The sequence below is a fragment of the Achromobacter sp. 2789STDY5608621 genome (genome assembly GCF_001299375.1).
Classification (GTDB): Bacteria; Pseudomonadota; Gammaproteobacteria; order Burkholderiales; family Burkholderiaceae_B; genus Achromobacter; species Achromobacter insuavis.
Map to the genome: position 1 here is coordinate 189,909 of NZ_CYTU01000001.1, position 24,172 is coordinate 214,080.

The 24,172-nt window shown below is 69.0% G+C and carries 26 protein-coding genes and 1 riboswitch; of the genes, 11 read left to right on the plus strand and 15 right to left on the minus strand.

Features of this window, described 5'->3' with window-relative positions; genetic code table 11:
- The first annotated feature begins 506 nt into the window (after positions 1-506).
- Positions 507-2,126, plus strand: a complete 1,620-nt coding sequence (locus tag AOZ53_RS00920; RefSeq protein WP_054486609.1) for a methyl-accepting chemotaxis protein — start codon at positions 507-509, stop codon at positions 2,124-2,126.
- A 96-nt stretch (positions 2,127-2,222) separates the two neighbouring features.
- Entirely contained in the window at positions 2,223-2,435 is a 213-nt protein-coding gene (locus AOZ53_RS34015) for a hypothetical protein (protein WP_156333161.1), read from the plus strand.
- A 39-nt stretch (positions 2,436-2,474) separates the two neighbouring features.
- Here the strand turns inward: AOZ53_RS34015 and AOZ53_RS00925 are convergent, their stop codons facing one another.
- From AOZ53_RS00925 to AOZ53_RS00940, 4 genes are all read right to left on the minus strand, one after another.
- Positions 2,475-3,221, minus strand: a complete 747-nt coding sequence (locus tag AOZ53_RS00925; protein WP_054474269.1) for a fimbria/pilus periplasmic chaperone — start codon at positions 3,219-3,221, stop codon at positions 2,475-2,477.
- Positions 3,222-3,268: 47 nt separating this feature from the next.
- Positions 3,269-5,731 (minus strand): fimbria/pilus outer membrane usher protein, encoded by a 2,463-nt coding sequence (locus AOZ53_RS00930; RefSeq protein ID WP_231690538.1) that lies wholly within the window; start codon positions 5,729-5,731, stop codon positions 3,269-3,271.
- Positions 5,732-5,915: 184 nt separating this feature from the next.
- The gene (locus AOZ53_RS00935; RefSeq protein WP_054486611.1) at positions 5,916-6,494 is read right to left on the minus strand and encodes a fimbrial protein; all 579 of its coding nucleotides are present in this window, start codon (positions 6,492-6,494) and stop codon (positions 5,916-5,918) included.
- 543 nt (positions 6,495-7,037) lie between these two features.
- A complete protein-coding gene (locus AOZ53_RS00940) occupies positions 7,038-7,829 on the minus strand; it encodes a sulfite exporter TauE/SafE family protein (protein WP_369816774.1) in 792 nt (263 codons plus the stop codon).
- A gap of 72 nt (positions 7,830-7,901) precedes the next feature.
- Between AOZ53_RS00940 and AOZ53_RS00945 the strand changes: the two genes are divergently transcribed.
- Together AOZ53_RS00945 and AOZ53_RS00950 are read left to right on the plus strand one after the other, a co-directional pair.
- Positions 7,902-8,567, plus strand: a complete 666-nt coding sequence (locus AOZ53_RS00945) for a response regulator (protein WP_054431570.1) — start codon at positions 7,902-7,904, stop codon at positions 8,565-8,567.
- Positions 8,564-9,823, plus strand: a complete 1,260-nt coding sequence (locus tag AOZ53_RS00950; protein WP_054486613.1) for a sensor histidine kinase — start codon at positions 8,564-8,566, stop codon at positions 9,821-9,823. The genes AOZ53_RS00945 and AOZ53_RS00950 overlap by 4 nt, the downstream gene beginning before the upstream one ends.
- On the opposite strand, the gene AOZ53_RS00955 is transcribed toward AOZ53_RS00950, so the two are convergent.
- The 7 genes from AOZ53_RS00955 to AOZ53_RS34020 form a co-directional block, all read right to left on the minus strand.
- Positions 9,759-10,394: an IbrB-like domain-containing protein gene (locus tag AOZ53_RS00955; protein ID WP_054431724.1), complete on the minus strand. Its 636-nt coding sequence runs from the start codon at positions 10,392-10,394 to the stop codon at positions 9,759-9,761. The two genes, AOZ53_RS00950 and AOZ53_RS00955, sit on opposite strands and share 65 nt — an antisense overlap.
- Positions 10,279-10,827 (minus strand): N-acetyltransferase, encoded by a 549-nt coding sequence (locus AOZ53_RS33200; RefSeq protein ID WP_156333163.1) that lies wholly within the window; start codon positions 10,825-10,827, stop codon positions 10,279-10,281. The genes AOZ53_RS00955 and AOZ53_RS33200 overlap by 116 nt, the downstream gene beginning before the upstream one ends.
- Positions 10,824-12,047, minus strand: coding sequence for a DUF3440 domain-containing protein (locus AOZ53_RS00960; protein WP_054486614.1), 1,224 nt, complete (start codon positions 12,045-12,047; stop codon positions 10,824-10,826). Before AOZ53_RS00960 ends, AOZ53_RS33200 begins: the two co-directional genes overlap by 4 nt.
- A 207-nt stretch (positions 12,048-12,254) precedes the next feature.
- Positions 12,255-12,818: a manganese efflux pump MntP gene (mntP, locus tag AOZ53_RS00965; RefSeq protein ID WP_054431566.1), complete on the minus strand. Its 564-nt coding sequence runs from the start codon at positions 12,816-12,818 to the stop codon at positions 12,255-12,257.
- A gap of 13 nt (positions 12,819-12,831) precedes the next feature.
- Positions 12,832-13,002: riboswitch (yybP-ykoY riboswitch) on the minus strand.
- 43 nt (positions 13,003-13,045) lie between these two features.
- Positions 13,046-13,417 carry a tRNA-binding protein gene (locus AOZ53_RS00970; RefSeq protein WP_054431565.1) on the minus strand — a complete coding sequence of 124 codons (372 nt, stop codon included), beginning with the start codon at positions 13,415-13,417 and terminating at the stop codon, positions 13,046-13,048.
- 54 nt (positions 13,418-13,471) lie between these two features.
- The gene (locus tag AOZ53_RS00975) at positions 13,472-15,091 is read right to left on the minus strand and encodes a PQQ-binding-like beta-propeller repeat protein (RefSeq protein WP_054486615.1); all 1,620 of its coding nucleotides are present in this window, start codon (positions 15,089-15,091) and stop codon (positions 13,472-13,474) included.
- A 131-nt stretch (positions 15,092-15,222) separates the two neighbouring features.
- On the minus strand, positions 15,223-15,468 hold the full coding sequence (locus AOZ53_RS34020) for a hypothetical protein (protein WP_139122249.1): 246 nt from the start codon (positions 15,466-15,468) through the stop codon (positions 15,223-15,225).
- Between the two features lie 446 nt (positions 15,469-15,914).
- Between AOZ53_RS34020 and AOZ53_RS00980 the strand changes: the two genes are divergently transcribed.
- The 3 genes from AOZ53_RS00980 (at position 15,915) to AOZ53_RS00990 (ending at position 17,436) form a co-directional block, all read left to right on the plus strand.
- Positions 15,915-16,109 (plus strand): hypothetical protein, encoded by a 195-nt coding sequence (locus AOZ53_RS00980; protein WP_054431563.1) that lies wholly within the window; start codon positions 15,915-15,917, stop codon positions 16,107-16,109.
- A gap of 30 nt (positions 16,110-16,139) precedes the next feature.
- Positions 16,140-16,625: a GNAT family N-acetyltransferase gene (locus AOZ53_RS00985; protein ID WP_054486616.1), complete on the plus strand. Its 486-nt coding sequence runs from the start codon at positions 16,140-16,142 to the stop codon at positions 16,623-16,625.
- 178 nt (positions 16,626-16,803) lie between these two features.
- The gene (locus AOZ53_RS00990; protein WP_054431561.1) at positions 16,804-17,436 is read left to right on the plus strand and encodes an FMN-binding negative transcriptional regulator; all 633 of its coding nucleotides are present in this window, start codon (positions 16,804-16,806) and stop codon (positions 17,434-17,436) included.
- Positions 17,437-17,538: 102 nt separating this feature from the next.
- On the opposite strand, the gene AOZ53_RS00995 is transcribed toward AOZ53_RS00990, so the two are convergent.
- Entirely contained in the window at positions 17,539-18,801 is a 1,263-nt protein-coding gene (locus AOZ53_RS00995) for an MFS transporter (protein WP_054486617.1), read from the minus strand.
- A gap of 91 nt (positions 18,802-18,892) precedes the next feature.
- Here AOZ53_RS00995 and AOZ53_RS01000 point away from each other — a divergent pair, with 91 nt between their 5' ends.
- The 3 genes from AOZ53_RS01000 (at position 18,893) to AOZ53_RS01010 (ending at position 20,946) form a co-directional block, all read left to right on the plus strand.
- Positions 18,893-19,636 (plus strand): ArsR/SmtB family transcription factor, encoded by a 744-nt coding sequence (locus AOZ53_RS01000; RefSeq protein ID WP_054486618.1) that lies wholly within the window; start codon positions 18,893-18,895, stop codon positions 19,634-19,636.
- A gap of 150 nt (positions 19,637-19,786) precedes the next feature.
- The gene (locus AOZ53_RS01005) at positions 19,787-20,437 is read left to right on the plus strand and encodes a hypothetical protein (RefSeq protein ID WP_054431558.1); all 651 of its coding nucleotides are present in this window, start codon (positions 19,787-19,789) and stop codon (positions 20,435-20,437) included.
- A 236-nt stretch (positions 20,438-20,673) separates the two neighbouring features.
- On the plus strand, positions 20,674-20,946 hold the full coding sequence (locus AOZ53_RS01010) for a hypothetical protein (protein ID WP_006390430.1): 273 nt from the start codon (positions 20,674-20,676) through the stop codon (positions 20,944-20,946).
- Between the two features lie 82 nt (positions 20,947-21,028).
- Here AOZ53_RS01010 and AOZ53_RS01015 read toward each other — a convergent pair whose 3' ends face one another.
- The 3 genes from AOZ53_RS01015 to AOZ53_RS01025 form a co-directional block, all read right to left on the minus strand.
- Positions 21,029-21,796, minus strand: coding sequence for a hypothetical protein (locus AOZ53_RS01015; protein ID WP_054486619.1), 768 nt, complete (start codon positions 21,794-21,796; stop codon positions 21,029-21,031).
- Entirely contained in the window at positions 21,793-22,329 is a 537-nt protein-coding gene (locus AOZ53_RS01020) for a hypothetical protein (protein WP_054486620.1), read from the minus strand. Before AOZ53_RS01020 ends, AOZ53_RS01015 begins: the two co-directional genes overlap by 4 nt.
- 230 nt (positions 22,330-22,559) lie before the next feature.
- Positions 22,560-23,414 (minus strand): KPN_02809 family neutral zinc metallopeptidase, encoded by an 855-nt coding sequence (locus AOZ53_RS01025; protein ID WP_054486621.1) that lies wholly within the window; start codon positions 23,412-23,414, stop codon positions 22,560-22,562.
- 85 nt (positions 23,415-23,499) lie between these two features.
- Here AOZ53_RS01025 and AOZ53_RS01030 point away from each other — a divergent pair, with 85 nt between their 5' ends.
- Entirely contained in the window at positions 23,500-24,126 is a 627-nt protein-coding gene (locus AOZ53_RS01030; RefSeq protein WP_006390426.1) for an L-threonylcarbamoyladenylate synthase, read from the plus strand.
- Positions 24,127-24,172: the final 46 nt, after the last annotated feature.

Below are 24,172 nucleotides of genomic sequence, written 5' to 3' on the forward strand. Positions count from 1 at the left end.
CAGGATGGCGAGGCTCAGGATCGAGACGGCGAGTCTGGACGCGAACGGGAGGGACGGCGGGTGACGCATGGCGGTGGAGCTTCCTCGAGCGTCGTGGCTGCCGACCATCGGGAACCTTTGACGCAATAAGAATGCCCACGCGTTGCGCACGCATGGACACCTTCGCAGCAATGCTCGTTGCCCTGCATTAACCCGCCATTAGCAGCGAGCGATGGCGCGGTTTGCCGTCGCAATATCGGACGCCAGAACGGCGCCGTCCTCGCCGTCGTGCGAATGCCGTATGCCTGGAAATTCAGTCTTACGTGGAGTCCTACTTATTAATGAAATCCATAATGTCATTAAGAAAATGCTTTATTTATTCGGTTGAACGGTCTGACAAGTCAGACGTTCCCAGGGGGATCCCTGGCTACCACCAAGAATCACGATTCTTGGTCCGGTTCAACACCGCCCCGGACAAGAGCTAGAGGCCATGCGCCATTCCGCCGGGGCAGATATAGGAAGTAAGCATGTTTCGGCTGTTCTCTGGTTTGCGTATTCGCGCCCGCTTGTCGGCGGCGTTCCTGTTGGTGGCGGTGCTTGGGGGGGCGATCGGCGCCTTCGGCGTCTGGGGCATGGCCCATATCAACGCCATGAACAGCGAACTCTATGACGTCGAGCTGCGCGGATTGTCCGAAATGAGGGAGGCCAACATACAACTGGTCTACGCCGGCCGCGCCCGCAACAGCTACCTGGCGGCCTCCACCGAGCGCGAACGCCAGGCCGTGCGCAAACAGTTCGACGATGCCGTGCAAGCCCTGGACAGGCTGCGCGAACGCGCCGACGGCTATTACCACACCCCGCGGGGGCGCCAGTTGCTGAGCCGCTTCAAGCAGCTTGAAGACGCCTGGAAGCGTGACGCCGAGGCCTTCTTCTCCGCCGCCAGCGCCCTGCCGCCGATACAGAAGGACCCGCGCGCCGCCGAGATCGAGCAACACGTGATCGCGTCTTCGGAGAAGCTGGATGCGCTCTTGAGCGAACTGGCGGCCAACAAGGAAGAGGTCACGGCGGAATCGGTCGCGCAAGCGTCTGGCCTGTACCAGCGCGTGAGCGATTTCATGATCGCGCTGTCGATCGCCGGCGTCGTGCTCGGTCTTCTGCTGGGCTGGCTCATGACGCGCGGTATCGTGCGCCCGCTTGGCCAGGCCGTCGACGCCGCCCGGCGAGTGGCCGCCGGCGACCTGACCGGCGACATCCGCGTCGCTACCCGCGACGAGACCGGCGACCTGATGGCCGCGCTGCAGGCCATGAACCACAACCTGGCGGGCATCGTGCGCGACGTGCGCGACGGCTGCGAGGGCATCGCCTCGGCCTCCTCCGAGATCGCCCAGGGCAACGCCGACCTGTCGCAGCGCACCGAGGAACAGGCCGCCTCACTGGAGGAAACCGCCGCCTCTATGGAGCAACTGACCGGCACCGTGCAACTGAACGCCAGCCATGCCGGCCAGGCCGAGCAGCTCGTCACCCAGGCCTCGGCCGTGGCGGTGCGCGGCGGCAACGAGGTCGACGGCGTGGTGCGCACCATGGAGGCCATCTCCGACAGCTCGCGCCGCATCGCCGATATCACGAACGTGATCGACGGCATTGCGTTCCAGACCAACATCCTGGCCCTGAATGCCGCGGTCGAGGCCGCGCGCGCGGGCGAGCAGGGCCGCGGCTTTGCCGTGGTGGCGGGCGAGGTGCGCACCCTGGCGCAGCGCTCGGCCGTGGCCGCCAAGGAGATCAACGCCCTCATCAACGAGTCCGCCAGCCGCGTCGAGGACGGCGCGCGCCAGGCCGACGCCGCCGGCCGCACCATGCGCGAAGTGGTGGCCAGCGTCGGTCAGGCCGTGACGCTGGTGCGCGAAATCGCCGGCGCCTCGGCCGAACAATCCACCGGCATCGGCCAGGTCAACCAGGCCGTGGCGCAGATGGATGGCGTCACCCAGCAGAACGCCGCGTTGGTGGAACAGGCCGCCGCCGCGGCCGCCAGCATGCGCGAGCAGGCCGGCCGCTTGACGCAACTGGTCCGGCGCTTCCAGGTCGATGCGACCGTCGGCGCGCGGGTCCTGGCGGTGCGTCCGCTGCCCGCGCTGCCGGCGGCGAAATGAGAGTGAATCGTCTCATTAGTGCGAATAACGGAACACACTGTTCCGTTCATGGGAAATTTGGCAGAATGTAACTCCGGCAAAACAATTTCCCAGTCCATGCGCAAACCCCGAGTTGCATCGAGCGGGCGCTTACGCACCGCGCGCACGCATTGGCGCCCCTTCGTCCTTGGGGTGCTGATCGTGTTCACCGCCGCGGCAGTCTGCGGCCTGTACCTCCATGGCTCGCATCAGGGCGAACACGCCGCGATGGCCATCGGCTGGACCCTGGTCGGGATGCTGGCCATCGCCTACGGGGTCTGTCGACGCTGAAGGCGAGGCGGCGGGCAGGCGGGGCCACGCCGTCTTCGCCTATTCACTTATCCGCTCCTTGAACACGCACTCTCCCGCCGCGCAGCGGTAGCGGTTCATGCGCAGGCCGCCGTAGTCGTCCACATTGCCCAGCATCAGTTCCGTGGCGCTCGCGGGCAGTTGCGCCTTCAGCGTCTGCTCGGAGAACGGCGCCAGCATGATGGGGGCATCGAAGCCGGGCAGCCGTTGCTTGACGGTCTGGCCCAGCCAGATCACGGTGGCGTAGTAGGGCGAGGCATTCTTGAGCGTCAACGCCTGGCCGTTCGTCCGTATCTGCAAGACCTGCTCCGGCGCGGCCTCGCCGCGTTCGGCCAGCTTGCCCGGCCGCAGGAACAGCTTGAGCTGGCTCTGTGTGGTCAGTTGCAGGATGCTGGCGTTCTTGTCCTTCGGCGCCGGCGGGATTTCGCGCACATTGAAATAGAACAGCGTTTCTCGGTCCTGTGGCAGGCGCGCCCTGGCGGCAGCGCTCATCTGCATGATCCGCACCTGCGCCTTCTTGCCGGCGTCGATGCGTTGCAGCGGGGGCAGCGCCAGCAGGTCGTTGGTCATCTTGCCTTCGTGGTCCTCGATCCAGGACTGCGCCAGGTAAGGCGTATCGGCGCTTTCATTGGTCAGGACGATCGACACCGATTTCTGTTCGAGGCCCATGATGATGCGGGTGCGGTCCACGTTGACCGCGGCCTGGCCGGCGGTGGGCAATGCCAGCAAGGCGCCAAGAAGCGCCGGGGCCATCTGTCTGAGTTTCATGTCTGTGCTTTCAAGGGAACCGTTGTGGTATGCGGGGATGCCTTGCCTCAGCGGCAGGGCAGCGGTTGCGGGCCTTCGGCCAGCGCCGTGGAGTCGGGCAGGGTCAGGCGGCATTCCTTTTCGCCGGCCCAGGTGACGGTGAGCGCGTCGCGGTCCTGCGGCTCCACGCCGGTCAGGTAGACCAGCCCGTTGTCGCCCACCATGCCGGCCGTCCTGCCGGTGCGGGTGGACAGCACCAGGGCGCCCAGCGGCGGACTATGGCCGTCGGCCAGCCGCACGTGGCCCAGCACCTGTTCGCCGTGGCTGGCGCGGACGCGCGAGTAGCCGATGGCGCCCTCGGTCAGGACCTGGCTGATGATCGAGTCGATCACGTCCACGTCGTCGGGCAGGGCGTTCACATCCACCGCCACGCTGCTTTCGTGATAGCTCGACACGCCGTTGACCACGGCGATGCCGAAGCGGTTGGTGACGCCGTTGCCGTTGTCCACCGGCACGCCGCCGATGCCGTCGGTGTCGACCATCAGGCGCGGTTCGTTGCCCGCGGCTGGCTGGCCGAAGGCCGCGCCGGCGGCCGTTGCCGTCAGCGAGCCATACCAGTTCAGGCCGACGTTGCGGTATTGGCCGGGTTGCATGGTGAAGTCGGCGCCGGCGCGGCCGTAGGGGGTGCGGGTCTGAATGTTGCCGCTCAGGCTCTGACGCTGCGCGTTGTCGTTGCGCTCGTCGCTTGCGCTCAGGTTCCAGGTGGTGTCCGGACTGCTGAAGTCGGTGTAACCGGCGGTGTGCTGCATACGGCCGTTGTCGCTGCTCTGGTAGCCATAGCTGGCCTGGCGGTTGTCGCCCAGGGGGATGCTGACGGTGGCGTAGACCTGGTTCTCGGTCTGGCCGTAGAAGCTCTGGGTGCGGGCGAACGACAACGACAGGTTGACGTTGCGCAGCCTGCCGAAACTGGCGTTCTTGTTGAGCGACAGCATGTAGTGGTTGTTGGTGGCGCCGTCGTTCCAGTAGTTCAGCCGGCTCAGCGACAGCGACACGCTCATCTCCAGCGGGCGGATGTACTGGCTGTACGCCACCGTGTAGCTCTGCTTTTCGTCGCGGAAGTATTCGCCGCGCAAGGCCGCGCGCGAGATGTATTCCTGCAGCGACAGGAAGTGCCGCCCCGAGAACCGGTAGCCCACGAAGGCGATGGTGCTGCCCAGGCTGTCGAAGGTCTTGGCGTAGTTGACGCGGTAGCTGTAGCCGATGCGGCGCGGCGCATTCGAGAACGGCAGCTTTGCGTCCGAGCGGGTGACGTCGGCGGACAGCGCGCCCAGCACCCCCAGGTTCTGGCCCGCGCCCAGCGCCAGCGCGTGGTAGTTGCCGTTGGTGGCGATCAGGCCGCCATACAGCGAGGTATCGTTGAACGCGCCCCAGGTGGCCTCGCTCATCACGAAGCCGGGGGCCGCCATCTGGTTGTTGGCGCGGCCGCCGAACAGCGGCCGTCCGGCCGACACCTGGTAGCGCAGGTTGCCCTTGCGCGTCATGAACGGCACGCTGGCCGTCGTGATCTGCCAGCTGCGGGTGCTGCCGTCGCTTTCCTGCAGTGTCACGTCCAGGTTGCCGCTGATGTTCCGGTTCAGCGCCGGCAGCGCGAAAGGCCCCGGCGACACCCGCGTCTGGTACAGCAGGCGGCCGTTCTGGCTGACCGTCACCTGCGCGTTGCTGTTGGCGATGCCGGTCACCTGCGGCGCATAGCCCTGCAGCGACGGCGGCAGCATGCGCTCGTCGCTGGCCAGCGTGACGCCGGCGAAGCGGAACGAGTCGAAGATGGAGGACGACAGGTAGGTCTGGCCCAGCGTCAGCTTCGCGCCCCATTGCGGCAGCGGCCGGAACAGGTAGGTCTGGGGCAGGGTGAAGCTGGACTGCGAGACGCCGCGGCTGTCGTAGCGGTTGTACTGGTAGTCGCTGCGCAGGCGCCATGCGCCCAGGTTCACGCCGGCGGTGCCGTACAGGGTGTAGCTGGCCGTGTTGCCGCCCTGCCGCGTCATGTAGCGGTTGGCCAGCAGGTTGTAGTCCAGGATCACGCCGTTCACGCCCGGGCTCCAGCGCGCCGGCGGCACCCAGTCGGGATCCTGGTATTGCAGCCAGGCCTGCGGCAGCGTCACGGTCAGCGACTGGCTGTCGGGCCGGTACTCGACCTTGCTGTCGGGCGTGTCCAGGTCGATGCAGGGGCCGGCCTCGGTGTTGACGTTGGCCAGCCGCGCCACGGCGTCGTCCTTGAGCGTCAGCATGTCGAGCATCGCCGGAGTGATACAGAACACACTGCCGTCGTCGATCACCGGCACCACCTTGACCAGGTACTGGCCCTGGATCAGGCGCTGATTCAGGTAGAAGTCGACCAGATAGCTGCCGGGCGCGAGGTAGCCGTCGCGGCTGAAGGTCGACAGGTCGATGTTGCGCTTGTCTTTGGTATTGAGAAAGCCGCTGCTGAATTCCGTGGCCTGTGCCGACAGCACAAAGGTACTGATTGCCATGAGTGATGCCAAGCGGGCCAGGATCATGATGTCTTTTGCCGTATCTCCGGCCTCAGGGATTGCCGGAAAACCTCGGCAGCGATGTGGCGGCGCGGCCACCTCGGTACGGAATGGGGGGCGTCGGATACCCCCGCCGCGTGGGCGGCGGGGTTCTCGGGCGCGGGGAGTCGCGGCGGCGGGCCGCTTAGAAATACGTCAGCGAGTAGGTCGCCGTGCTGTTGATCGAGCCGGCGCCGCCCACGCCGGTCGCCATCAGGCGGGCGAAGAAGTTCAGCACGCCATTGCTGGCCGTCATCTGTTGGGCGTTCGCCGCCGTCGCGGGGGTGCCGATATTGATCGGCGTGTTGTTGTCCTTGTTCAGCAGCTGGACCACGACGTTGGCGGCGCCGCCGATGTTGGTGAGTAATCCCGAGGCCGGGGTGGCTGAGGTGCCCTGGAACGTCACGCCAATTTTCGACAACTTGCCGTTGGCGTTGCCCGTGCCCGCGGGGGGCGCGGGATCGGCATCGAACGTGCACCCCGTCATGTGGATGTTGATCGGCACCGAGGTGGAAAACTTGCCAGTCGCGGTCAGGTCTTTCTTGGAGACCTGGCCCATGTCGATCGTCATGTTCGTGTCGGCGGCCGAGATGGAGCAAGGCGCCTCGATGACCGAGCCCGTGAACGTGATGGTGCCGTTACCGAAATCACCGGCGGCGAACGCCGCGACCGGGCCCAGGAGGGCGGCGGTGGTTGCGGTGGCGAGGAGCGTCTTCTTAAACATGGATAGTCCTTATTGATATCCGAGGGGGGGCTTGCCTGCGCTGGATGCCGCGCAGTGGTTGAAAAAAACGGATGCGCCGGGCGCAGAAAATTATGGGTCGGCTTGGCGCCGGTTTTTCTTCCGCCCGAAAGGGGATCTATTGCGTTCGCATGGAATGTCGAGGCGTTTCGCGGTTCGTCGGGGACGGCGATGCGGATGTGCCGCTCGCGGCGTGGGGGCGCTTGTTCACGCGGCGGAACAAGGGTCGGCCAAGGGTGGCGTGAACGCGGGCGGCGGGCGCGGATGCGGCGAGGCGAGCATGAAGCCAGGCCAGGCGGGCGGGGCCGCGCTCGAGCGCCACGCGTGCAGAGGGATATGAGATATTTCCGTCATGCTGGCCATCTTGCATGGTCCGGATTATCTGAGCGTTAACTCGCATCAGATCGGAAGCCGCGGCGGCGCCGGGGCGCGGCGCCCAGGCGGGGCGCTCGGGGAAGCGGTGTCAGGAAAGCGCGGGCGATCCCGGGGCGCCGCAGGGCGCCCGGGTGGGGCGCCGGACGGGCGTCAGGCGCGCCAGGCGAGCACGGCGGCGACCACCACGCAGACCGCGGCGAACACCCGTTGCAGCACCGCTTGCGGCACGCGCGGCGCCAGCGTGCGGCCGGCCGCCATGCCGGCGATGGCCGCCGCCACGAAGGCCCATTGCGCGGCCGACAGCGTCAGGCCGTGCAGCAGCGCGGAACTGACCGTGGCGGCCGATACCAGCGCGATCACCATGAGCGAGGTCGAGACGATGCTGATCATGCGCGCGTCGCTGAAGTGGGTCAGCGCCGGCACGATGATGAAGCCGCCGCCCACGCCGAGCATGCCGGTGCACAGGCCGGATACGGCGCCGATGCCGCCGAGCGTGGCGGCCGTCAGGCGGTTCCAGACGAAGCGGCCGGTCTCGGGCGAGAGGCGGCAGGCCTTGGGCGGGGCGTCGGCCGCGCCCGGGGCCGGCGCCTGGCGGCGCGACTGCTGCACCATGCGCGCGGCCACCAGCAGCATCACCGCCGCAAAAGTCAGACTAAGCCAATGCGCCGGCAAGCGGCGCGCCAGCGACAATCCCATCGGTGCGGTCAGCGCGCCCACCGCGGCCATCAACAGGGCGGCCTTGTAGCGCACCAGTCCGCGCATCAGGCCCTGCAGGGCGCCGACCGCCGACGCGATGCCCACGGCGATCAACGCCACCGGCGCCGCCTGCGTCAGCGTCAGGCCCAGTCCGAACATCAGCGCGGGCACGGCCAGGATGCCGCCGCCGGCGCCCGTCAGGCCCAGCGAGACACCGATGCACAGTCCCAGCAGGGTCGCGGTCATCATGATTAATTACTTTTGGCAATTAGCTTATTACTTCAAATAAGTATAGCGCGCCGGAACGGAGAGCCCGCCATGCGGATTTTGTTGGTCGAGGATGACGCCTCCATCGCCCTGGCGGTGCAGGCCGGCCTGGGGTTGCAGGGCTTCGTGGTCGATGCGGTCGGCGATCTGCGGCAGGCCGACCTGGCGGTGCAGACCTCCCACGTCAGCGCCTGTGTGCTGGACCTGGGCCTGCCCGACGGCGATGGCGTGACGCTGCTGGCGAAATGGCGCGCGCGGCGCCAGAACCTGCCGGTGCTGGTGCTCAGCGCCCGGTCGGGGGTGGCGCAGCGCGTCGGCGCCCTGCGCGCGGGCGCCGACGACTACGTCCTCAAGCCGTTCGACCTGGACGAACTGGGCGCGCGGCTGCAGGCGCTGATACGGCGCGCCGCCGGCCATGGCGCCGACCGCATCGACCACGGCCGCCTGACCCTGTTCCTGTCGCGCGGCGAAGTGCTGTGCGACGGCCGGCGCGTCACGCTGCAGCGGCGCGAGCTGGCGCTGCTCAAGACCCTGCTGCAGCATCCCGGGCAGATCCTCACCATGGACCAGCTGCGCGACAGCCTGTATGGCTTTGACGACCGGGTCGAGAGCAACGCGGTCAACGTGCACATCCACAAGCTGCGCCGCAAGCTGGGCGCCGACCTGATCGAGACGGTGCGCGGCTGGGGCTACCGCCTGGGGATGCCGGCGCCATGAGCCTGCGCGCCCGCCTGTTGCTGCTGCTGGGCGCGGTCTGGCTGGTGTTCGGCGGCGCCGTCACGCTGTGGGCGTTCCAGCATGCCAGCGCCGAGCTGGACGCGGCCCTGGATTCGCGGCTGGCGGCATCGGCGGCGATGGTGGCGCGGCTGATGACGCAATGGCCGCGCGCGCCGCGGGAAGACGCCGTGGAGATGGCGGCCGCGGTCGGCCTGCCGTTGTGCGATGGCCTGGCTTGCGAAGTCAGCGGACCTGCCGGCGACGCGCCGGCGCGGGCGCCGGGCGGGCCGGCGCTGGATGGCGCGCCGCTGGGGTTCGGCCTGCTCGCGCACGCTGGCGGCCCATGGCGCACCTACGCCATCGAACGCGACGGGGTGCGCATCGCCACGGCCGGCCGCATGGACATCCGCGCGGCCTTGCACCGGCAGATGGCCTGGATGGCGCTGCTGCCCGGCGTGGCCGGCCTGCTGGTGGGGGTCGGGCTGCTGTGGTTCGGCGTCGGCCAGGGCCTGGCGCGCCTGTCGCGGCGCATGGCGGACATGCTGCTGCGCGAACGGCATTTCTCGGACCACGCGGCGCACGAGATGCGTTCGCCGGTGACGGCCATCAAGGCGCACCTGCAGGTGCTGGAACGCTTGCCGGCGACCGTCGGGGACGCGGCCAGCCGCCAGGCGGTGGCCCATGCGCTGCAGGGCACCGCGCGGCTGGAGCGCCTGATCGAGCAACTGCTGATGCTGGCGCGCGCCGACGATGACGGCGCCGACGCGGCCTGCGACGCGCTCGCGGTGCTGGCGCGGGTGGCCAGCCGCAAGCCCGCGCGGGTGCGCTGGCACCTGCCCGCCGGCCAGCCCTGGGCGGCGCTGCCGGATGCGCTGCTGGATTGCGCGGTGCGCAATCTGGTGGACAACGCGCTCAAGTATTCGCCGGCGCAGGCCGAGGTCGAGGTCCGCGTCTCGGTCGTGGCGGCCGACCTGGTGGTGACGGTGCGCGACCGCGGGCCGGGGCTGACCCCGGCGCAATGCGCGCAGGCGGTGGAACCTTTCTGGCGCGGCGGGCGCCAGGGCGAGGGCGCGGGGCTGGGGCTGTCGATCGTGGCCGCCATCGCGCGGCGCCACGGCGGCACGCTGGCGCTGGAGTCGGCGCCGGGCGCGGGTCTGCGCTGCCGCCTGAGCGTGCCGCTGGCCGCCGGCGTCAGTCCCAGGAGCGCGAATAGCGATGATCGAGAAACAGCTCGGGCAGGCCCGACACCTGTTTGAAGCGCAGGACCTCGTCGTCGTCCATGCCGAGCTGGCGGGCGATGTCGGCCTCGTTCCAGCCGGCACGGAGCAGGCGCACGACGATGTCGGTCATGGGCATCACGCCGTGCACGCCGCGGGCGCGGTTGTGGCGGATGGTGGCGGCGATGCGGTCGGCGGCGCCGGCGCGTCCGGGGCGGATCGCCACGATGGGCAGATAGCCCTGCAGGCGCTGGCGGATGGGGCCCTTCTTCTTGCCCACGCGCTGGCGGTGGAAGCCGTCGACGACGACGTAGCGGTCGGGGCCGGCCTGGTGCGCGACGATCGGCTGGGTGTAGCCGTCGGCCTCGATCGACAGCTCCAGCAGCCGCATTTCCGGCGGCGCGACGCTGTTGGGGTTGTAGTCGTTGGCTTCGACGGCTTCGCCGGGGATCCATTGCACGCAGTCGACCGGCTCGGCGGCGAAGGGGCTGTGTTCATGCAGGCACAGGCGGATCCGGTTGATGGCTTCGATCCGTTGCCGGATCGGCAGGCTGTCCAGTTCGTTGAACAGCATCCTGGCCCGGTTCTCCAGGCTGTCGAGAAGTGGCATGCGCATTCCTTTTCAAGGTGGTCCAGTTGCCGCGGCTGGTGTGCGGCTGGAAGCCGTATGGTTGCAGCAGCGCGGCGCTGAGCCAGGGCACGCGCAGGGTGCAGGGCTGGTCCAGGTCGTCGATGTAGTCGAGCACGCGCTGGCGCAGCGCCCGGAACAGGCCGAGCTGGCGCGCTTCGGGGCGGATGTAGCCGTCGCGGATGCGCACCGAGCCGCTTTGCAGTTCGATGCTGATGAAGCCGAGCACGCGCGCATGGTTATGCCGCCGGACGATGAACCAGCGGTGCCGGGGACTGTCGTTCAGGGGATAACCGCCGCAGTCGCGGCGCACCGTGGCGCTGGCGAAGAACCGGCCCATCTGCGCGAAGAAGGCGGGCTCGTCGTCGTATGAGCGCAGCAGCAGGAAATCGTAGTGCTTCAGGGGATGCGTCATGGCGCGGAGCGGTGCGGGTCGGGAAGCAGGCTGTCGATGTCGCGGCGCGCCGGGCCGAAGGACAGCGAGCGCGCCATGTCCTGCTTGAGCAGCGACAGGCCGATGCGGCGCCAGGAGGGCTGCACCTTGCGATTCTCGAGGTCGGGGATGCCGGCGTCGGGCCACATCGCCAGCGGATGGCCGCGCTGTTCCCACCAGGCGATGAAGACGTCGATGCGCCGCGTGTACACCTGGCGCAGCGCAACGGGCATGCTGGCGAGCAGGAACTGGCTGTACTGGCGCCAGGTGTCGAAGGTGGGCGGCAGTCCCAGCCCGCCGCGATAGCCGAGGAAGCGCTGGCGGCAATAGCGCGCCGCGTAGTTGGCGCCCTGCACGCGCTTGACCGTGCGGAACCAGGTGGCGGGTTCGAGCTTGTGGAACAGGTCCAGCCCCTTGCGCTGGTCGTCGCCGTAGGGCTGGCAGATGCGCATCTGCGAATACGGCACGCCGGCGCGCAGCATCTGGTCGTAGAGGCGGTTGTAGGCGTGGCCGTTTTCGCCGGTGTAGCGCCACAGGTCTTCGAACTTCCAGTCGTAGATCGGGAAGAAGGTGACGGCGTTGTCGCGCTGCTTGTCGCGGGTGCTCCAGGCCAGCGGCCTGTGCGCGCCGGGCGGCGTCCAGGCGCATTTCTTGGTGCGGCGCTTGACGGCGAGATAGCGGTTGAGCGATTCGTCGGAACGGATGCCGACCAGGAACGCGGTGGTCGCGTCGCGCGCCAGCCAATGATTGAATTCGGGCACGAATTCTTCGAATTCCATGCGGTGGCGGTAGAACGGGAAATAGCCGGGATCGTTGATGACGGACGGATGCCGCGGCAGCGGCCGGATCCAGTCGGCCTCGCGGCCGGGCTCCCAGGCGCACCAGTAGGGTTCGCGCAGGCTCGAGGCGTTGCGCAGGTTGATCGGCAGGCAGATCCACCAGGGGTGGACGTCGGCGCGATCGAACATGGCGGTGACGTGGTCGATGGTGGCCTGGTATTGGCCTTCGAGGTCGATGAAGACCGCGTGCACCGGGCCGCGCCCCATTTCGCGCGCGACCTCGAGCGCCAGGTGCAGGGTGACGGAGCTGTCCTTGCCGCCGGAGAACGCCACGCAGACCCGCTCGAAGTGCCGGAACACCAGGCGGATGCGGGCCTTCGCGGCTTCGTGGACGTCGAGGTCGCGGTAGTGTTTCAAGGCCATGGGGGGAGCATCCTGTTCGCGTCGTTCCCGGCCCGGCGGGCGGGCGGGGGCTGCGGCGCGCCGATGCGCCCGGGCAGGGGCGGATCATGCATATGCGCTGCAACAAACGTGTCAGGATAGCCCGATCCCACGGCGCGATCGGGGTCATTCCGTCCGCTATTTTCCGAGAGATCGGCGCGTCCGCCACGCGTGTGGCGGGCGCGCGTCTTACGCCTTCAAGTGCTCGTACAGGATGGTGGCGCCGATGCCGATCAGCGCCAGGCCGCCCAGCACCTCGGCGCGCTTGCCGGCGACGTTGCCGACCAGCCGGCCGATCATGACGCCCAGGGTCACCATCAGCATGGTCGCCAGGCCGATGGCCAGCGCGGTGACGGCGATGTTGTTGTCGATGAAGGCCAGGCTGACGCCGACGGCCATGGCGTCGATGCTGGTGGCGAAGCCGGTGGCGGCCAGCAGCCAGAACGAATGGCGGCCGACCGGCGCGGCTTCTTCGTGGTCGGCGCCCAGGCCGTTGCGGATCATCATCGCGCCCAGGATACAGAGCATGCCGAAGGCGATCCAATGGTCCCAGTCCTGCACGAAGCGGGCGGCCATGGAGCCGAGCGCCCAGCCGATCACGGGCGTGATGGCTTCGATCACGCCGAAGATCACGCCGGTGCGCAGCGCTTCGGACAGCCGTGGCTTGTGCAGGGCGGCGCCTTTGCCGACCGCCGCGGCGAAGGCGTCGGTGGACATGGCGAAGGCCAGGATGAGGGTGGAAAGGGCGTTCATGCGGGAGAGGCTCCGACCGGGCGAAACACACAGACTTTCCATATCGCCCGGTCAGAAGCTATGGAAAAGTCCGTGGTCTCGCCAAACCGTGTCGGTTGCCGGCGCCATGGCCAGAAGGGCCAAGAGTGTTGACGCGGGCGCTTCCGGACGGGGCCGGAAGAGGCTACTCCCCAGGGAGGCTTGCAGTGTAGCAAAGGGCGCGGGGCGCCGGGGCGAAATTTTCAGGTTCAGGTCAGCCGGGCGCCGTTGGGCACGTCCAGCTCGGGCGTGACCAGCACGGTCTGGTCGGCGGCGTCGGCCAGCCCCAGCACCAGCACTTCCGAGCGCACCGGGCCGACCTGGCGCGGCGGGAAGTTGACGATGCCGAGCACGCGCTTGCCCGGCAGTTGTTCGAGCGTGTAGCGGCCGGTGATCTGCGCCGAGCTTTTCTTGACGCCGACGCCGGCGCCGAAATCAATGGTCAGCTTGTAGGCCGGCTTGCGCGCCTCGGGAAAGGGATCGGCGGCGATGATGGTGCCGACGCGGATGTCGACCTTCATGAAGTCGTCGAAGCTGACGGTGGGGGCGGGCGGGGTGGCGGGGTCCTGGGTGTAGTGCATGGGCGTGGGGGATCGGTTCAAGGGGGGCGGGCGGCGATGCCCGCGATGGCCCCATCATGCCAGATCGATGCCGCCGCGGGTCGGACGCAGGGCGGCCAGCGCGGCCAGCTCGACCCGCGCGATGCGGCCGTCGATGGCGCCGACGGCCAGTCTGCCGCCGTGCGCGGCGAGGGCGTAGAGCACGGTGGCGATGCCGCCGATGCGGACCCGGGACGCCAGCAGCAGGTCGCCGCTGTCCGCGTCGATCAGCATCAGGGTGCCGTCGAGGAAGGCCGCCAGCACTAGGCCGTCGGCCACGACGATGGCGCTGGCCGAGGCCGGGGTGGCATGGCGCCAGCGTTCCTGGCCGCGCGCCAGCGACTTGCGGTAGATGAAGCCGCGATAGGCGTTGCCGACCGTGGGCGAGTAGTGCTTGCCGGCGATCACCAGGCCGGCGCCGAGCGCGTCATCGACGTAGGCGCCGCGGCATTCCATGGCGTGGCTGGCGGGCGTGCCGTCCGGCTTGAGCAATGGCCACAGGCGTTCGAGGCGACCATCGGCGTGGACCCGGCACAGGTGCTTGCCTTCGTGCGAATCGGGCGGCGTGCCCTGCACCGTGAACAGATCGGGCGCGCCGTTGATGCCGATGTAGTGGTTGAAGCAGTCGTAGTGGCCGAGATCGAGGCGCCGCGCGTCGGTCAGGGTGGCATCGAGCAGGACGTCGCCGGCGCCGCGGCGGCGCGCATCGATGCGGTCGCGGCGGCCGAGCAGGCGGCCGTCGGCGCTGGCGCAGAAGGTGTATTGGCCATCCTCGTCGCGCAGCGTCGTCAGCTCGCCGTCGCGCAGCGCGTACAAGCGCGAGTCGCGGCGGAAGCGGTCGGCGGGATCGGGCGGGGCGATCGCGTGCACGACGAGCGGCGTGGTGCGCAGGATCTCGGCGCCGCGGCCGCCGCCGTCGTGACGCGCGAGCAACGCGCCGTCGGCGCGGTAGCGCTCGAGCAGGCAGCCGTCGTGGACCGCGGCGAGCGTGTCGGCGTCGAGCCACGCCAGGTCCCAGATGGCGCCGCGCAGGCCCAGGTTGGGCAGGTCCAGCCATTGCGCCAGGCGCGAGGCCGGGTCGCCGTCATCGCGTGGCATGGCCGGGTCGAGGACGGCGGCGGCGGGGTCCAGGTCCGGCGTGACGGGCGCGGCGTCGGCCTCGGCCCATACCGGCAGCAGCGTTTCGAAAGCGGGCGGGACGTCGCCGTCCTGCTCGTCCCACGATTCATCCCAGGGGCGCACCCAGGCTTGGATGCGGCCGTCGTCGAGGTAGCGGCAACGCACCACTTCGGGCACGTTGAGGAAGGGGCGGCGGCTGGCGCCGCTTTGCCAATTCCAGGCGATCAGTTCGCCCTCGAACAGATAGCCGCCGTCGTAGCTGCCCGCGCCGATGGCGATGACGGGCCGGTCCGGATGGAAGGCGACGTCGTTGATGGGCAGGCGCGGCGCGTCGCAGGCCGCGAACGGCACGGGATCGCCGCGGCGGTAGAGGCCGACGCGGTAGCGCAGCGCGGCGCCGCCATAGGCGGCGCGCGCAGGCGGATTGATCAGGAGGGGAAAGGCGGAGGCCACGGCGACGATGTCGCCGGCCGGGTGGAAGAACACGCCGGTGATCCGGCCGGCGCCCCGCAGCGCCGGATTCATGAACGCGTTCATGATTGATGCGGCCGGCGCCCCGGGGCGCGCGGCGGATTCAGGCCTCGCGGGCCGCGCACCGGCCGCGCGAAGGTGGCGGGGATCGGCGCGGTGGCGGGCGGGCGCATGGGCGGATGGCCGTCAATGACGCGTCATGATTTGGCGGCGGCGGCCGTGGTGGCGCTTTTCTTGCCGCGCGGCTTGGCCGCGGGCGTTTCGCTCACCGGCGGCGTGTCGAACTCCTGTTTGTTTCGTTCGCCCCGCGGGGTGTTTTCCGGATGGGGTTTGGGAAAGGCCCAGGGTTTCGTTTTCTGATCCATTGCTTGTACTCCTTGCACAGGCGGAACAGTAGCATTTGCCGTGGCCGTGAGTAAGTGAGGGTTGACGTCAATATTCATCACATCGTGATATGAGGAAAGCGGAGGGCGCGGCGCCGCGGGTGCGGTGCGGCGGGCGATGGCGCGGCGGGCCGGCTACCCTACGACCACCGCGGCGGCGCAGCGTTCATTTCTGGAGGCGTTGTGTCTGGATTTCGCCGCATGAGCGCATTGCGTGAATGGCCCGTGCGAGCCGCGGCGTCATGGCGGCGCTGGCGGGAAGCCGCGTCCGCGGCATCCATGCAAGGGACCGCCGCGGCGCCTGCCGCGATGCTGGTCCCGGTTGCATCCGATCATTTTACCTTGGCCGCGCGGCGCCCTGGCCTGGCGGGCGAACAGCGCGCTCGATGCGGCGCAAAGTCGCCATCCGGCGCGGGGTCGGACTCATCCATTTGCGTCGCTGAAAGCAGTAGTCGCGGCCGGCGCGGGCGGGACTACGATGGGGCCGTGCACATAGGGAGGGAACTATGGACACGACCAAGGAATGGTACGCCGCCGTCAAGGAATGGCAGCGCGCGCGCGACGAATTGACCGCGGCCGTCGCCGCGATCAAATGGCCCGATCCGACGGCGGCCTGCCTGGCCACTTACGACCGCGCCTATGCGCATGAAACGGCCGCGCGCGAGCGCATGAACCAGGCCTACGAACGCGTCCGACGATAGGGCGCGCGCGCGGTTGCTACACTGCCGCGCATGACGCAAACCCGGACTTCCCTGACGATCCGACCGGCGCGCCCCGACGATGTGGCGGCGCTGGAGGACATATTGACGCAAACCTATGAAGGCACCTGGCGGCCGCAGATGACGCCGCAGAAGTACCAGCACTTCCTGGATAGCGGCAAGATCCCGCAATACGTCGCCGAGCGCGGCGCGCGCTTCCAGGTGTGCGAGGCCGGCGGCCGCGTGGCGGGCATGGTGGACTGGGAGAAGAACTTCATCTGGGCCCTGCACGTGGATCCGGCGCAGCAGCGGCGCGGGGTCGGCGCGGCGCTGCTGGCGCTGGCCGAGGATGGCATGCGCGCCGCCGGCTTCGGCGAGGCGCGGCTGGAGACCGACACCTTCAATACGCAGAGCCGCGCGTTCTACGCCAAGCATGGCTATGCCGAGGTCGACACCTATCCCGACGAGGAATGGGACAGCGGTTTCACGACGGTGCTGCTGGTGAAAGCGCTGGCGTGATCCGGCGGGCGGTGGCGGGATGCGCGGGTGCGATCCGTTGATGTGATCGGCTGCCGGCGACGCCGTTGCCGGGGAGCCACGCGCATTGTGGCTCCATGAATTGAGGGTTATATGGCTCTGGCAATGGAGCCAGCGCGGCGCTATGGTGTGTGTTTCCCTTTCCCGCGCCTATTCCGCCATGTACCTGCCGTCCGCCTTCCGTGAAGATTCCCTCGAGGTCCAGCACGATTTCATCCGCGCGCATCCCCTGGGGGTGCTGATGACCAGCGGGGAGGGCGGGCTGATGGCCAACCACATTCCCTGTCTGCTGTATCCGGAAGGGCCGCACGGGGTGCTGCGGCTGCACATGGCGCGCGCCAATCCGCAATGGAAGGAACTGGCCGCCGGCGGCGACTGCCTGCTGGTGTTCCATGGCGCGCAGGCCTACATCACGCCGTCCTGGTACGCCACCAAGGCCGAGACGCACAAGGTCGTGCCGACCTGGAATTTCGTCGCCGTGCATGTGTGGGGCACGCCGACGGTGCACGACGATCCCGTCTGGGTGCGCGCGCAGATCGGCGCGCTGACCGAAGCGCAGGAAAAGGCGCGGGTGCAGCCCTGGCGCGTCGAGGATGCGCCCGAGGATTTCATCGCGGCGCAGATGCGCGCCATCGTCGGCGTCGAAATCGCGATCACGCGCATCGAGGGCAAATGGAAGGTCAGCCAGAACCGCACCGTGGCCGACCGCCAGGGCGTGGCGGCGGGGCTGGCCGATGAACAGGGCGACGCCGTGATGGCCGGACTGGTGGCGCGTCGCGGCGGGCTGGCGTGACCGGCGGGCGCTGCATTGCGGCGGATGAAGCATGGCGGTTGCACGCCACGGCTGGAATCACACGGGTTGACCGACACCGATCGAGGCCTGCAGGCGGCCCGATCAGGCCGCGCTAGCCGCCTGCAGGCGCCGCTGGCGCGCGGCGCCGCGGCCCCACGCCAGGCAGGCGATGGCCGCCGCCTGCAGCGCCGCCGCCACCGCGAGGAACCAGAACAGCGGATGCTGCTCCTGGCCGGACAGCGTGCGCAGCACGCCGAACACGGCGGGCGCGAAGGCATAGGCGCCCTGCGACATGGCCACGATCAGCGGCACCACCCGCGCGGCGTCCTCGCGCGCGAATTCGGCCTGCGCGATCAAGGGCGGCAGCGAGGTGGCGTTGCCGATGCCGGCGCCGAACAGCAGCACGCCCGCCCACACCGCCCAGGCATGGTCCACCGCCAGCATCAGCACCAGCGAGCCGGCGATCTGCGCGCCATAGGACAGGCAGGCGATCAGGCGGCGGTCGGCCGAGGCCGGCATCAGCCAGCCCACCAGGCTGCGGCCGGCGATGGCGCTGGCGGTGGCCAGGCCCATCGCGATGCCGGCGGTCTGCGCGCCCAATAGCGGCGCCAGCAGCGACAGCAGGTGCGCGATCAGGCCGATCTGCGCGAACAGCCCCAGCGCCATGCCGGCGCCCAGCGACAGGAAGGCGCGGTCGCGCCACAGGCGCGGCACGCGCGCCAGCGCGGCGGCGGCGGCCTGCGCCGGCGCGTCCGGCGGCACGCCGTCGGGATGCTGGCCGAGCTGTTGCGGCGTGACGGCGAACACCTTGCGCGCCAGCACCGCGATCACCAGCACCATCGCCGCGCCGACCCACCAGGCCGCCTGCGCGAAGCCGTAGCCCGCGATCAGGAACACCCACAGCGGCGAGAACACCACGCCGCCGATGCTGGCGCCGTTGTAGGCCATGCCCAGCGCGGCCGGCCGGCGCTTGACGAACCAGGGCGAGATCAGCGCGTTGACCGCCGCCGCGCCCAGCGTGACCCAGCCCATGCCGGAGAACAGCGCGGCCGCGTACAGCTGCCATGGCGCGGCCGCGCGGGCCCATCCCGACACGCCCAGCGCCAGCGCGATGGCGCCGGCCAGGGTGACCGCCGGCACGCCCCAGCGCCGGTACAGGCGCGGCAGGTTGGCCACGATCAGCGTGCCGCACAGGAAGTGCAGGGTGACCGCGGCCGACACCAGCGCCACGCTCCAGCCGGTGCGCTGCACCACCGCGTGCAGGAACACGGGCGGGCCATAGAAGCCGACGCCCCAGCCGAAGATGGCCAGCACGAAGGTGGCGTAAAGGACTTTCCGGCCGAAAAAACGCTGTGGGGTGTGCATGGCAAGCGGCTGGCGATGGCGCCGGCTGTTTTGTTGGGATGACTCGCAGTATGCTTGGCCCTGTAGACAACACTTTGGCCGGGACCGAATCATGGAATCCGAGTTCGCCGATATCAACCTGTCGGCCGTTGCCGGCGCGATCGCCGATCCGGCGCGGGCGCGCATGCTGTGCGTGCTGCTGGACGGCCGCGCCCGCACCGCCACCGAACTGGCCGCGGCCGCCGAGATCGGCGCCTCCACCGCCAGCAGCCATTTCCAGCGCCTGCGCGAGCAGGGGCTGGTGGAGCAGGCGGCGCAGGGCAAGCACCGCTATTACCGGCTGGCCAATGCCGAAGTCGCGCGCGCGCTGGAGGCGCTGCTGGTGGTGGCGGGCGCCGAGCGCACGCCGTTCAAGCCCAACACGCCGTCGGCGCTGCGCGAGGCGCGCACCTGCTACGACCACATGGCTGGCACGCTGGCCGTGCGCATCCACGACGCGATGCTGGCGCGCCAGTGGCTGGCGGCCGATGGCCGCGACTACGCGCTGACGCCGCTGGGCGAGGCCTCGCTGGCGCAGGTCGGGGTCGACGTGGCGCAGGCGCGCCAGCGCCGCCGCCGCTTCGCCTGCCCGTGCCTGGACTGGAGCGAGCGCCGCTCGCATCTGGGCGGCGCGCTCGGCGCCGCGTTGCTGGAGGCGCTGCTCGTGCGCGGCTGGATCGAAAAGGACCTGGATTCGCGCGCGCTGTCGGTCACGCGCAAGGGCGCGCGCCAGTTTCCGGCGTTCTTCGGCATGCCCGACGAGGCCTCCGGCGATAGCGCGGACTGGCGCCGTAGCGGCGGCCACGCCGCGGCCTAGCCCATCATGAAATCGCTTTGCCGCGGACGAGAGGCCGCGGCGGTTTCCGCACGACCCCATCGACATCACGCGTCGCCCCTTGGCCGGCAGGCCGGGGCGGCGCACGCACCGCTTTTTTCATCGGGCATTTGCCCTGCACAGGAGGTGGCCTTGCCTACGCTGGCCCTGCACGCTTTCCGCCGCACTCTGCCAATCGCGACGGAACTGCGCATCGACGTCAACCATGCTCCGCATGAAGTGGAGACGGAACTCGATGCCATCCACGACCGCATGAATCGTCCTTCGGACCGCTTGTATGGATTGCCGGAGGTTCAAACCGACATCCCTGGCATGGTGCTTCGCTACCGCGAAGCCGATGGCGAGTATTACGTGTATGTGGTGGACGCGCGGCGCGGCCGGCTGGCGGGCTATACGGTGTTCAACCGGCTGATCGAGGTGGGGCGGCGCGCCGATCCCTACGTGCGCGCGCCGCACTCGAAGTACGCCGCGCCCTACCAGGGCATGGGGCTGGCCACCGCGGTCTATCGCTGGGGGCTGGAGGCCGGCCTGTGCATCATGAGCGGCGCGCGCCAGTCGGCCGGCGCCCATCGCCTGTGGCTGGGGCTGGCCCGCGACTACGAGCTGGGCTACGTCGACCTGCGGCGCAAGCGCCTGACCTATCTGGGCGCCACGGTGACGCCGCCGGTGCTGGGCGACCTGCATACCCGCATGTTCCTGCTGGGACGGGGCTGGACCCGGCCCGACTACCTGCGGGCGACCGGCATGCAGGCGCCCGAAAGTGCGCTTTCGCAACAGTCATAGGGGAAATCCCCGGGACGGATCAGCGCGGCGGCGGCCAGATGACAGTGTCATCGAGTGTCATCTGGCTGTCAGCCGCGCACCGCCTGCCTGTCCGGCCTGTACCCCGCGTCCGGCGGAAACGGGGACGCAATTCGTGCATTGCAACAATGTTTCTATCGAATGCCGAGGTTACAAAACTTATCCGAACTGTCATGAACAGCCGGGGTATGCTGGTTCGCAGAAAGAGGGCATCCGAAGTGCATCAGAACAACTTGATCTACAAGGGATACCGGCTGACGGCCAAGGTGTCCCGGGGCGCGGGCGAAGAGGTTCAGACGCTGCCCAGCGGCCCCGTTTTCATCGCATCGATCATGGTGGTCCAGGCGGGCGCCGTGCTGGAAGGCGGCGACGAATACCCCGTGCCACGCTTTGCCGAAGGCGGCTTCGTCTACAGCCCGCGCGAGGCGGTGCATGCCGCCATCCTGCACGGGCGCGAGATCGTCGACGGCCTGACCCACGTGCCATCCTGACGCCTGACGGCGAGGGAATTTCCACGGCGCCCCTGCCGCGGCGCGCCGGTCGCCATGATGCGCCGCCCGGCGGCGGCCGTATTCACTCGGCCGCGAACACGGCCTTCCAGTCGCGCGTCTTGGCCAGCGTCAGCACGCTGGCCGACTGTTCCAGGATGGCCACGGCCTTCTTGAGTTCCTCGGCCGACGCGCCGTCTTCCAGGATCACCATGCGCGAGTTGCGCGCATCGGCCATTTTCACGTCCGACATCTTGCCGTGGGTCTGGTAGACCTGGGTCCAGTCCATTTTCTTGCCGGCCTTGAGCGCGATCGGTTCGATGTACGTCAGCGCGGTGCTGCCGGCGGCGCGCACGGCGAAGGCGAAGTCGGCGGTGTGGCCGCTGCTGCCCTTGGCGCGCGCGCCCTTGACCATGCGGTTGGGACCGACGCCGGCCGCCAGCGCCCGGCCCACCTGGGCGCGAAAACGCAGCTGGCTGAAGCGCGGCATCCACTTGGCGCACTGGAACGACAGCGCCATGGCCAGCTTGACCGCGTCCCACAGGGCTTCCTGCAATTGCTCGTTGGGGCCCGTGGCGACGATGGCGCCCGACTTGTCGAAGTGCGCCAGGCTCACGCCCGGCGTTTCGTTGAGGATGTCGATGCGCTTGGGCGCCAGCTCGATGCCGTAGCTGGAGGCATGCATCGACGTCTCACAGGCGTCGGTGAGATAGAACGTGGCGTCGTCCGGGTAGGCGATGAAGAACGCGGCGTGCTGGCCGTCCAGGCCCAGCGTCATCGGCGAGATGGCGCGGATGGCGTGTTCGCCCGCCGGCAGGACGGTCCAGCCGGAGGCTTCCAGGAAATTGCTCATAGGATCAGTTCGATTTGACGGCCCTTGAGGGGATGCGCGAAACCGCCGGTCAGGGCCAGGTTGGCCCTCGGCAGGAAATACTGCATCAGCTCGGCGATCGTGTGCAGGGCGGGCACGATGGGCTCGGCATAGCCTTCGCCTTCGTCCACCCAGATGTGTTCATGGCTGCGGTCCGCCAGCGGCTTGCGGTACTGCGGCCGGCCTTCGCCCACCAGGCTGGTGTGGAACGAGTCGTCGGTATCGACGCCGAACACGCGGTGCGGGCCGACGAACAGGCTGGCGCAGAAGGCCTCGGCCAGGAAGATGGTGGCCTGGCCGTGCACCACGGTGCGGGCGCCGCGGTAGATGGCGCGGAAGATGACGTCGTCGCGCACCTCGCCCTTGACGCGGCACGGGCTGGCGAACTCCATCCATTGGATGCTGGTGGCGGCCGGCTTCGGGGTCCAGGTGATCTGCTTGACCGTTTCCTTGGGCTCCGCAAGGATCTCTTGCACCTCATCAACGGTGATTAACGGTTCGAACTTGTTGGCCATGGAACGGATCTAGTAACTGGAAATGCGCCGTGCCACCCCTGTCGCCGCGGCAGGGCGCGCGGGGCGGGAGCACGCTTTTCCCGTCGGGCCGGCCAACGGGAAAAGCCCCCTCGCTGGGGAGCTCTGGCCCGCGCAGCGGGAGTGCGCGGGGGCGTAATCTTACAAGATGAAGACGGTCTCGGCTTTTGGCTGTATGGATATACAGCGGTCATCGCGTCGCGGCCAGCGTCCTACAGCGAGCTGGCGGCGAAAGTATCGCATTGCTTGAGATCGCCGCTGTCCAGGCCGCGCTTGAACCAGCGCACGCGCTGCGCCGACGAGCCGTGGGTGAAGGCGTCGGGCACCACGTAGCCCTGGCTCTGCTTCTGCAGCCGGTCGTCGCCGATGGCGGTGGCGGCGGCCAGCGCTTCCTCGACGTCGCCGCTTTCGAGGATGTTGCGGGCGGCGTTGGCGCGCTGCGCCCACAGGCCGGCGAAGCAGTCGGCCTGCAGTTCCATGCGCACCGACAGCGCGTTGGCCTGCGACGGGTTGCGCCGGCGCAGGTTGTCGACCTGATCGGAGATGCCCAGCAGGTGCTGGACGTGGTGGCCGACCTCGTGCGCGATGACGTAGGCCTGGGCGAAATCGCCGGGGGCCTTGAAGCGGTTCTGCAGTTCGTCGAAGAACGCCAGGTCGATGTAGACCTTGCTGTCGCCGGGACAGTAGAACGGCCCCATCGCCGCCTGGCCGGTGCCGCAGGCGGTGGGCGTGGCGCCGCGGAACAGCACCAGCTTGGGCGGCACGTACTGGCGGTTCAGGTCTTTCTGGAAGATGGCGCTCCAGGTGTCCTCGGTCTCTCCCAGCACCTTGGAGACGAAGCGCGCCTGCGGGTCGTTGGCGGGCGGGCGGCTGGCGGGGGCCTGCTGTTGCTGCGTGGCGGGGCCCTCGGCCATCTGCAGCACCACGCTGGGGTCGACGCCGAAATACATGGCCACCAGGGCCAGCACGATGGTGCCGATGCCGATGGTGCCTCGGCCGCCGATGCGCGGACCGCTGGCGCGGCGGTCTTCCACGTTGTCGCTTTCGCGGGAATCGTCCAGGCGCATACTGTGTCTCCGGGCGGCTGGCGCCGCCATGTGTTGCGTCGGCCGCGGTTGGCGATGCGGCCTTCAAGAGTGTTAGGATAATCCCATGGCCCTTCATTTAGATATCCACCCCGCGAATCCCCAACCGCGCCTGCTCAAGCAGGCCGCCCAATGGCTGAACGACGGGGGCCTGGTGGCGGTGCCCACCGATTCCAGCTACGCGGTGGTCGCGCGCCTGGACGACAAGAACGCCGCCGACGGCCTGCGCCGACTGCGCGGCCTGGACGATCGCCACCATCTCACGCTGCTGTGCCGCGACCTGGCCGAGATCGGCCACTTCGCGCGCGTCGACAACCGCCAGTACCGCCTGCTCAAGGCCGCCACGCCGGGGCCGTGGACTTTCATCCTGGAGGCCACCAAGGAAGTGCCGCGGCGCGTGTCGCATCCGTCGCGCAAGACCATCGGCATCCGCGTGCCGGACCATGCCGTGATGCTGGGGCTGCTCGAACAGATGGGCGCGCCGCTGCTGTCGACCACGCTGATCCCGAAGGATGAGACCGACGCGCTGAACGATGCCGAGGCCATCCGCGAGCGCTACGACCATGAGCTGGCGGCCATCATCGACGCGGGCGCCTGCCCGCATTCGCCGACCACCGTGATCGACCTGACCGGCGACGACCCTGTCGTGGTGCGGGTGGGGCGCGGCGATCCCGCCACGCTGGGCCTGGCCTGACGCGGCTGAGCGCCCGTTCACGCGGCGGCGCCATTGCGGCCGCCGC

Coding starts and splice junctions, on each gene's coding strand:
- AOZ53_RS00920 (WP_054486609.1), top strand. CDS start 507: ATGTTTCGGCTGTTCTCTGGTTTGCGTATTCGCGCCCGCTTGTCGGCG.
- AOZ53_RS34015 (WP_156333161.1), top strand. CDS start 2,223: ATGCGCAAACCCCGAGTTGCATCGAGCGGGCGCTTACGCACCGCGCGC.
- AOZ53_RS00925 (WP_054474269.1), bottom strand. CDS start 3,221: ATGAAACTCAGACAGATGGCCCCGGCGCTTCTTGGCGCCTTGCTGGCA.
- AOZ53_RS00930 (WP_231690538.1), bottom strand. CDS start 5,731: ATGGCAATCAGTACCTTTGTGCTGTCGGCACAGGCCACGGAATTCAGC.
- AOZ53_RS00935 (WP_054486611.1), bottom strand. CDS start 6,494: ATGTTTAAGAAGACGCTCCTCGCCACCGCAACCACCGCCGCCCTCCTG.
- AOZ53_RS00940 (WP_369816774.1), bottom strand. CDS start 7,829: ATGACCGCGACCCTGCTGGGACTGTGCATCGGTGTCTCGCTGGGCCTG.
- AOZ53_RS00945 (WP_054431570.1), top strand. CDS start 7,902: ATGCGGATTTTGTTGGTCGAGGATGACGCCTCCATCGCCCTGGCGGTG.
- AOZ53_RS00950 (WP_054486613.1), top strand. CDS start 8,564: ATGAGCCTGCGCGCCCGCCTGTTGCTGCTGCTGGGCGCGGTCTGGCTG.
- AOZ53_RS00955 (WP_054431724.1), bottom strand. CDS start 10,394: ATGCCACTTCTCGACAGCCTGGAGAACCGGGCCAGGATGCTGTTCAAC.
- AOZ53_RS33200 (WP_156333163.1), bottom strand. CDS start 10,827: ATGACGCATCCCCTGAAGCACTACGATTTCCTGCTGCTGCGCTCATAC.
- AOZ53_RS00960 (WP_054486614.1), bottom strand. CDS start 12,047: ATGGCCTTGAAACACTACCGCGACCTCGACGTCCACGAAGCCGCGAAG.
- mntP (WP_054431566.1), bottom strand. CDS start 12,818: ATGAACGCCCTTTCCACCCTCATCCTGGCCTTCGCCATGTCCACCGAC.
- AOZ53_RS00970 (WP_054431565.1), bottom strand. CDS start 13,417: ATGCACTACACCCAGGACCCCGCCACCCCGCCCGCCCCCACCGTCAGC.
- AOZ53_RS00975 (WP_054486615.1), bottom strand. CDS start 15,091: ATGAACGCGTTCATGAATCCGGCGCTGCGGGGCGCCGGCCGGATCACC.
- AOZ53_RS34020 (WP_139122249.1), bottom strand. CDS start 15,468: ATGAATATTGACGTCAACCCTCACTTACTCACGGCCACGGCAAATGCT.
- AOZ53_RS00980 (WP_054431563.1), top strand. CDS start 15,915: ATGGACACGACCAAGGAATGGTACGCCGCCGTCAAGGAATGGCAGCGC.
- AOZ53_RS00985 (WP_054486616.1), top strand. CDS start 16,140: ATGACGCAAACCCGGACTTCCCTGACGATCCGACCGGCGCGCCCCGAC.
- AOZ53_RS00990 (WP_054431561.1), top strand. CDS start 16,804: ATGTACCTGCCGTCCGCCTTCCGTGAAGATTCCCTCGAGGTCCAGCAC.
- AOZ53_RS00995 (WP_054486617.1), bottom strand. CDS start 18,801: ATGCACACCCCACAGCGTTTTTTCGGCCGGAAAGTCCTTTACGCCACC.
- AOZ53_RS01000 (WP_054486618.1), top strand. CDS start 18,893: ATGGAATCCGAGTTCGCCGATATCAACCTGTCGGCCGTTGCCGGCGCG.
- AOZ53_RS01015 (WP_054486619.1), bottom strand. CDS start 21,796: ATGAGCAATTTCCTGGAAGCCTCCGGCTGGACCGTCCTGCCGGCGGGC.
- AOZ53_RS01020 (WP_054486620.1), bottom strand. CDS start 22,329: ATGGCCAACAAGTTCGAACCGTTAATCACCGTTGATGAGGTGCAAGAG.
- AOZ53_RS01025 (WP_054486621.1), bottom strand. CDS start 23,414: ATGCGCCTGGACGATTCCCGCGAAAGCGACAACGTGGAAGACCGCCGC.
- AOZ53_RS01030 (WP_006390426.1), top strand. CDS start 23,500: ATGGCCCTTCATTTAGATATCCACCCCGCGAATCCCCAACCGCGCCTG.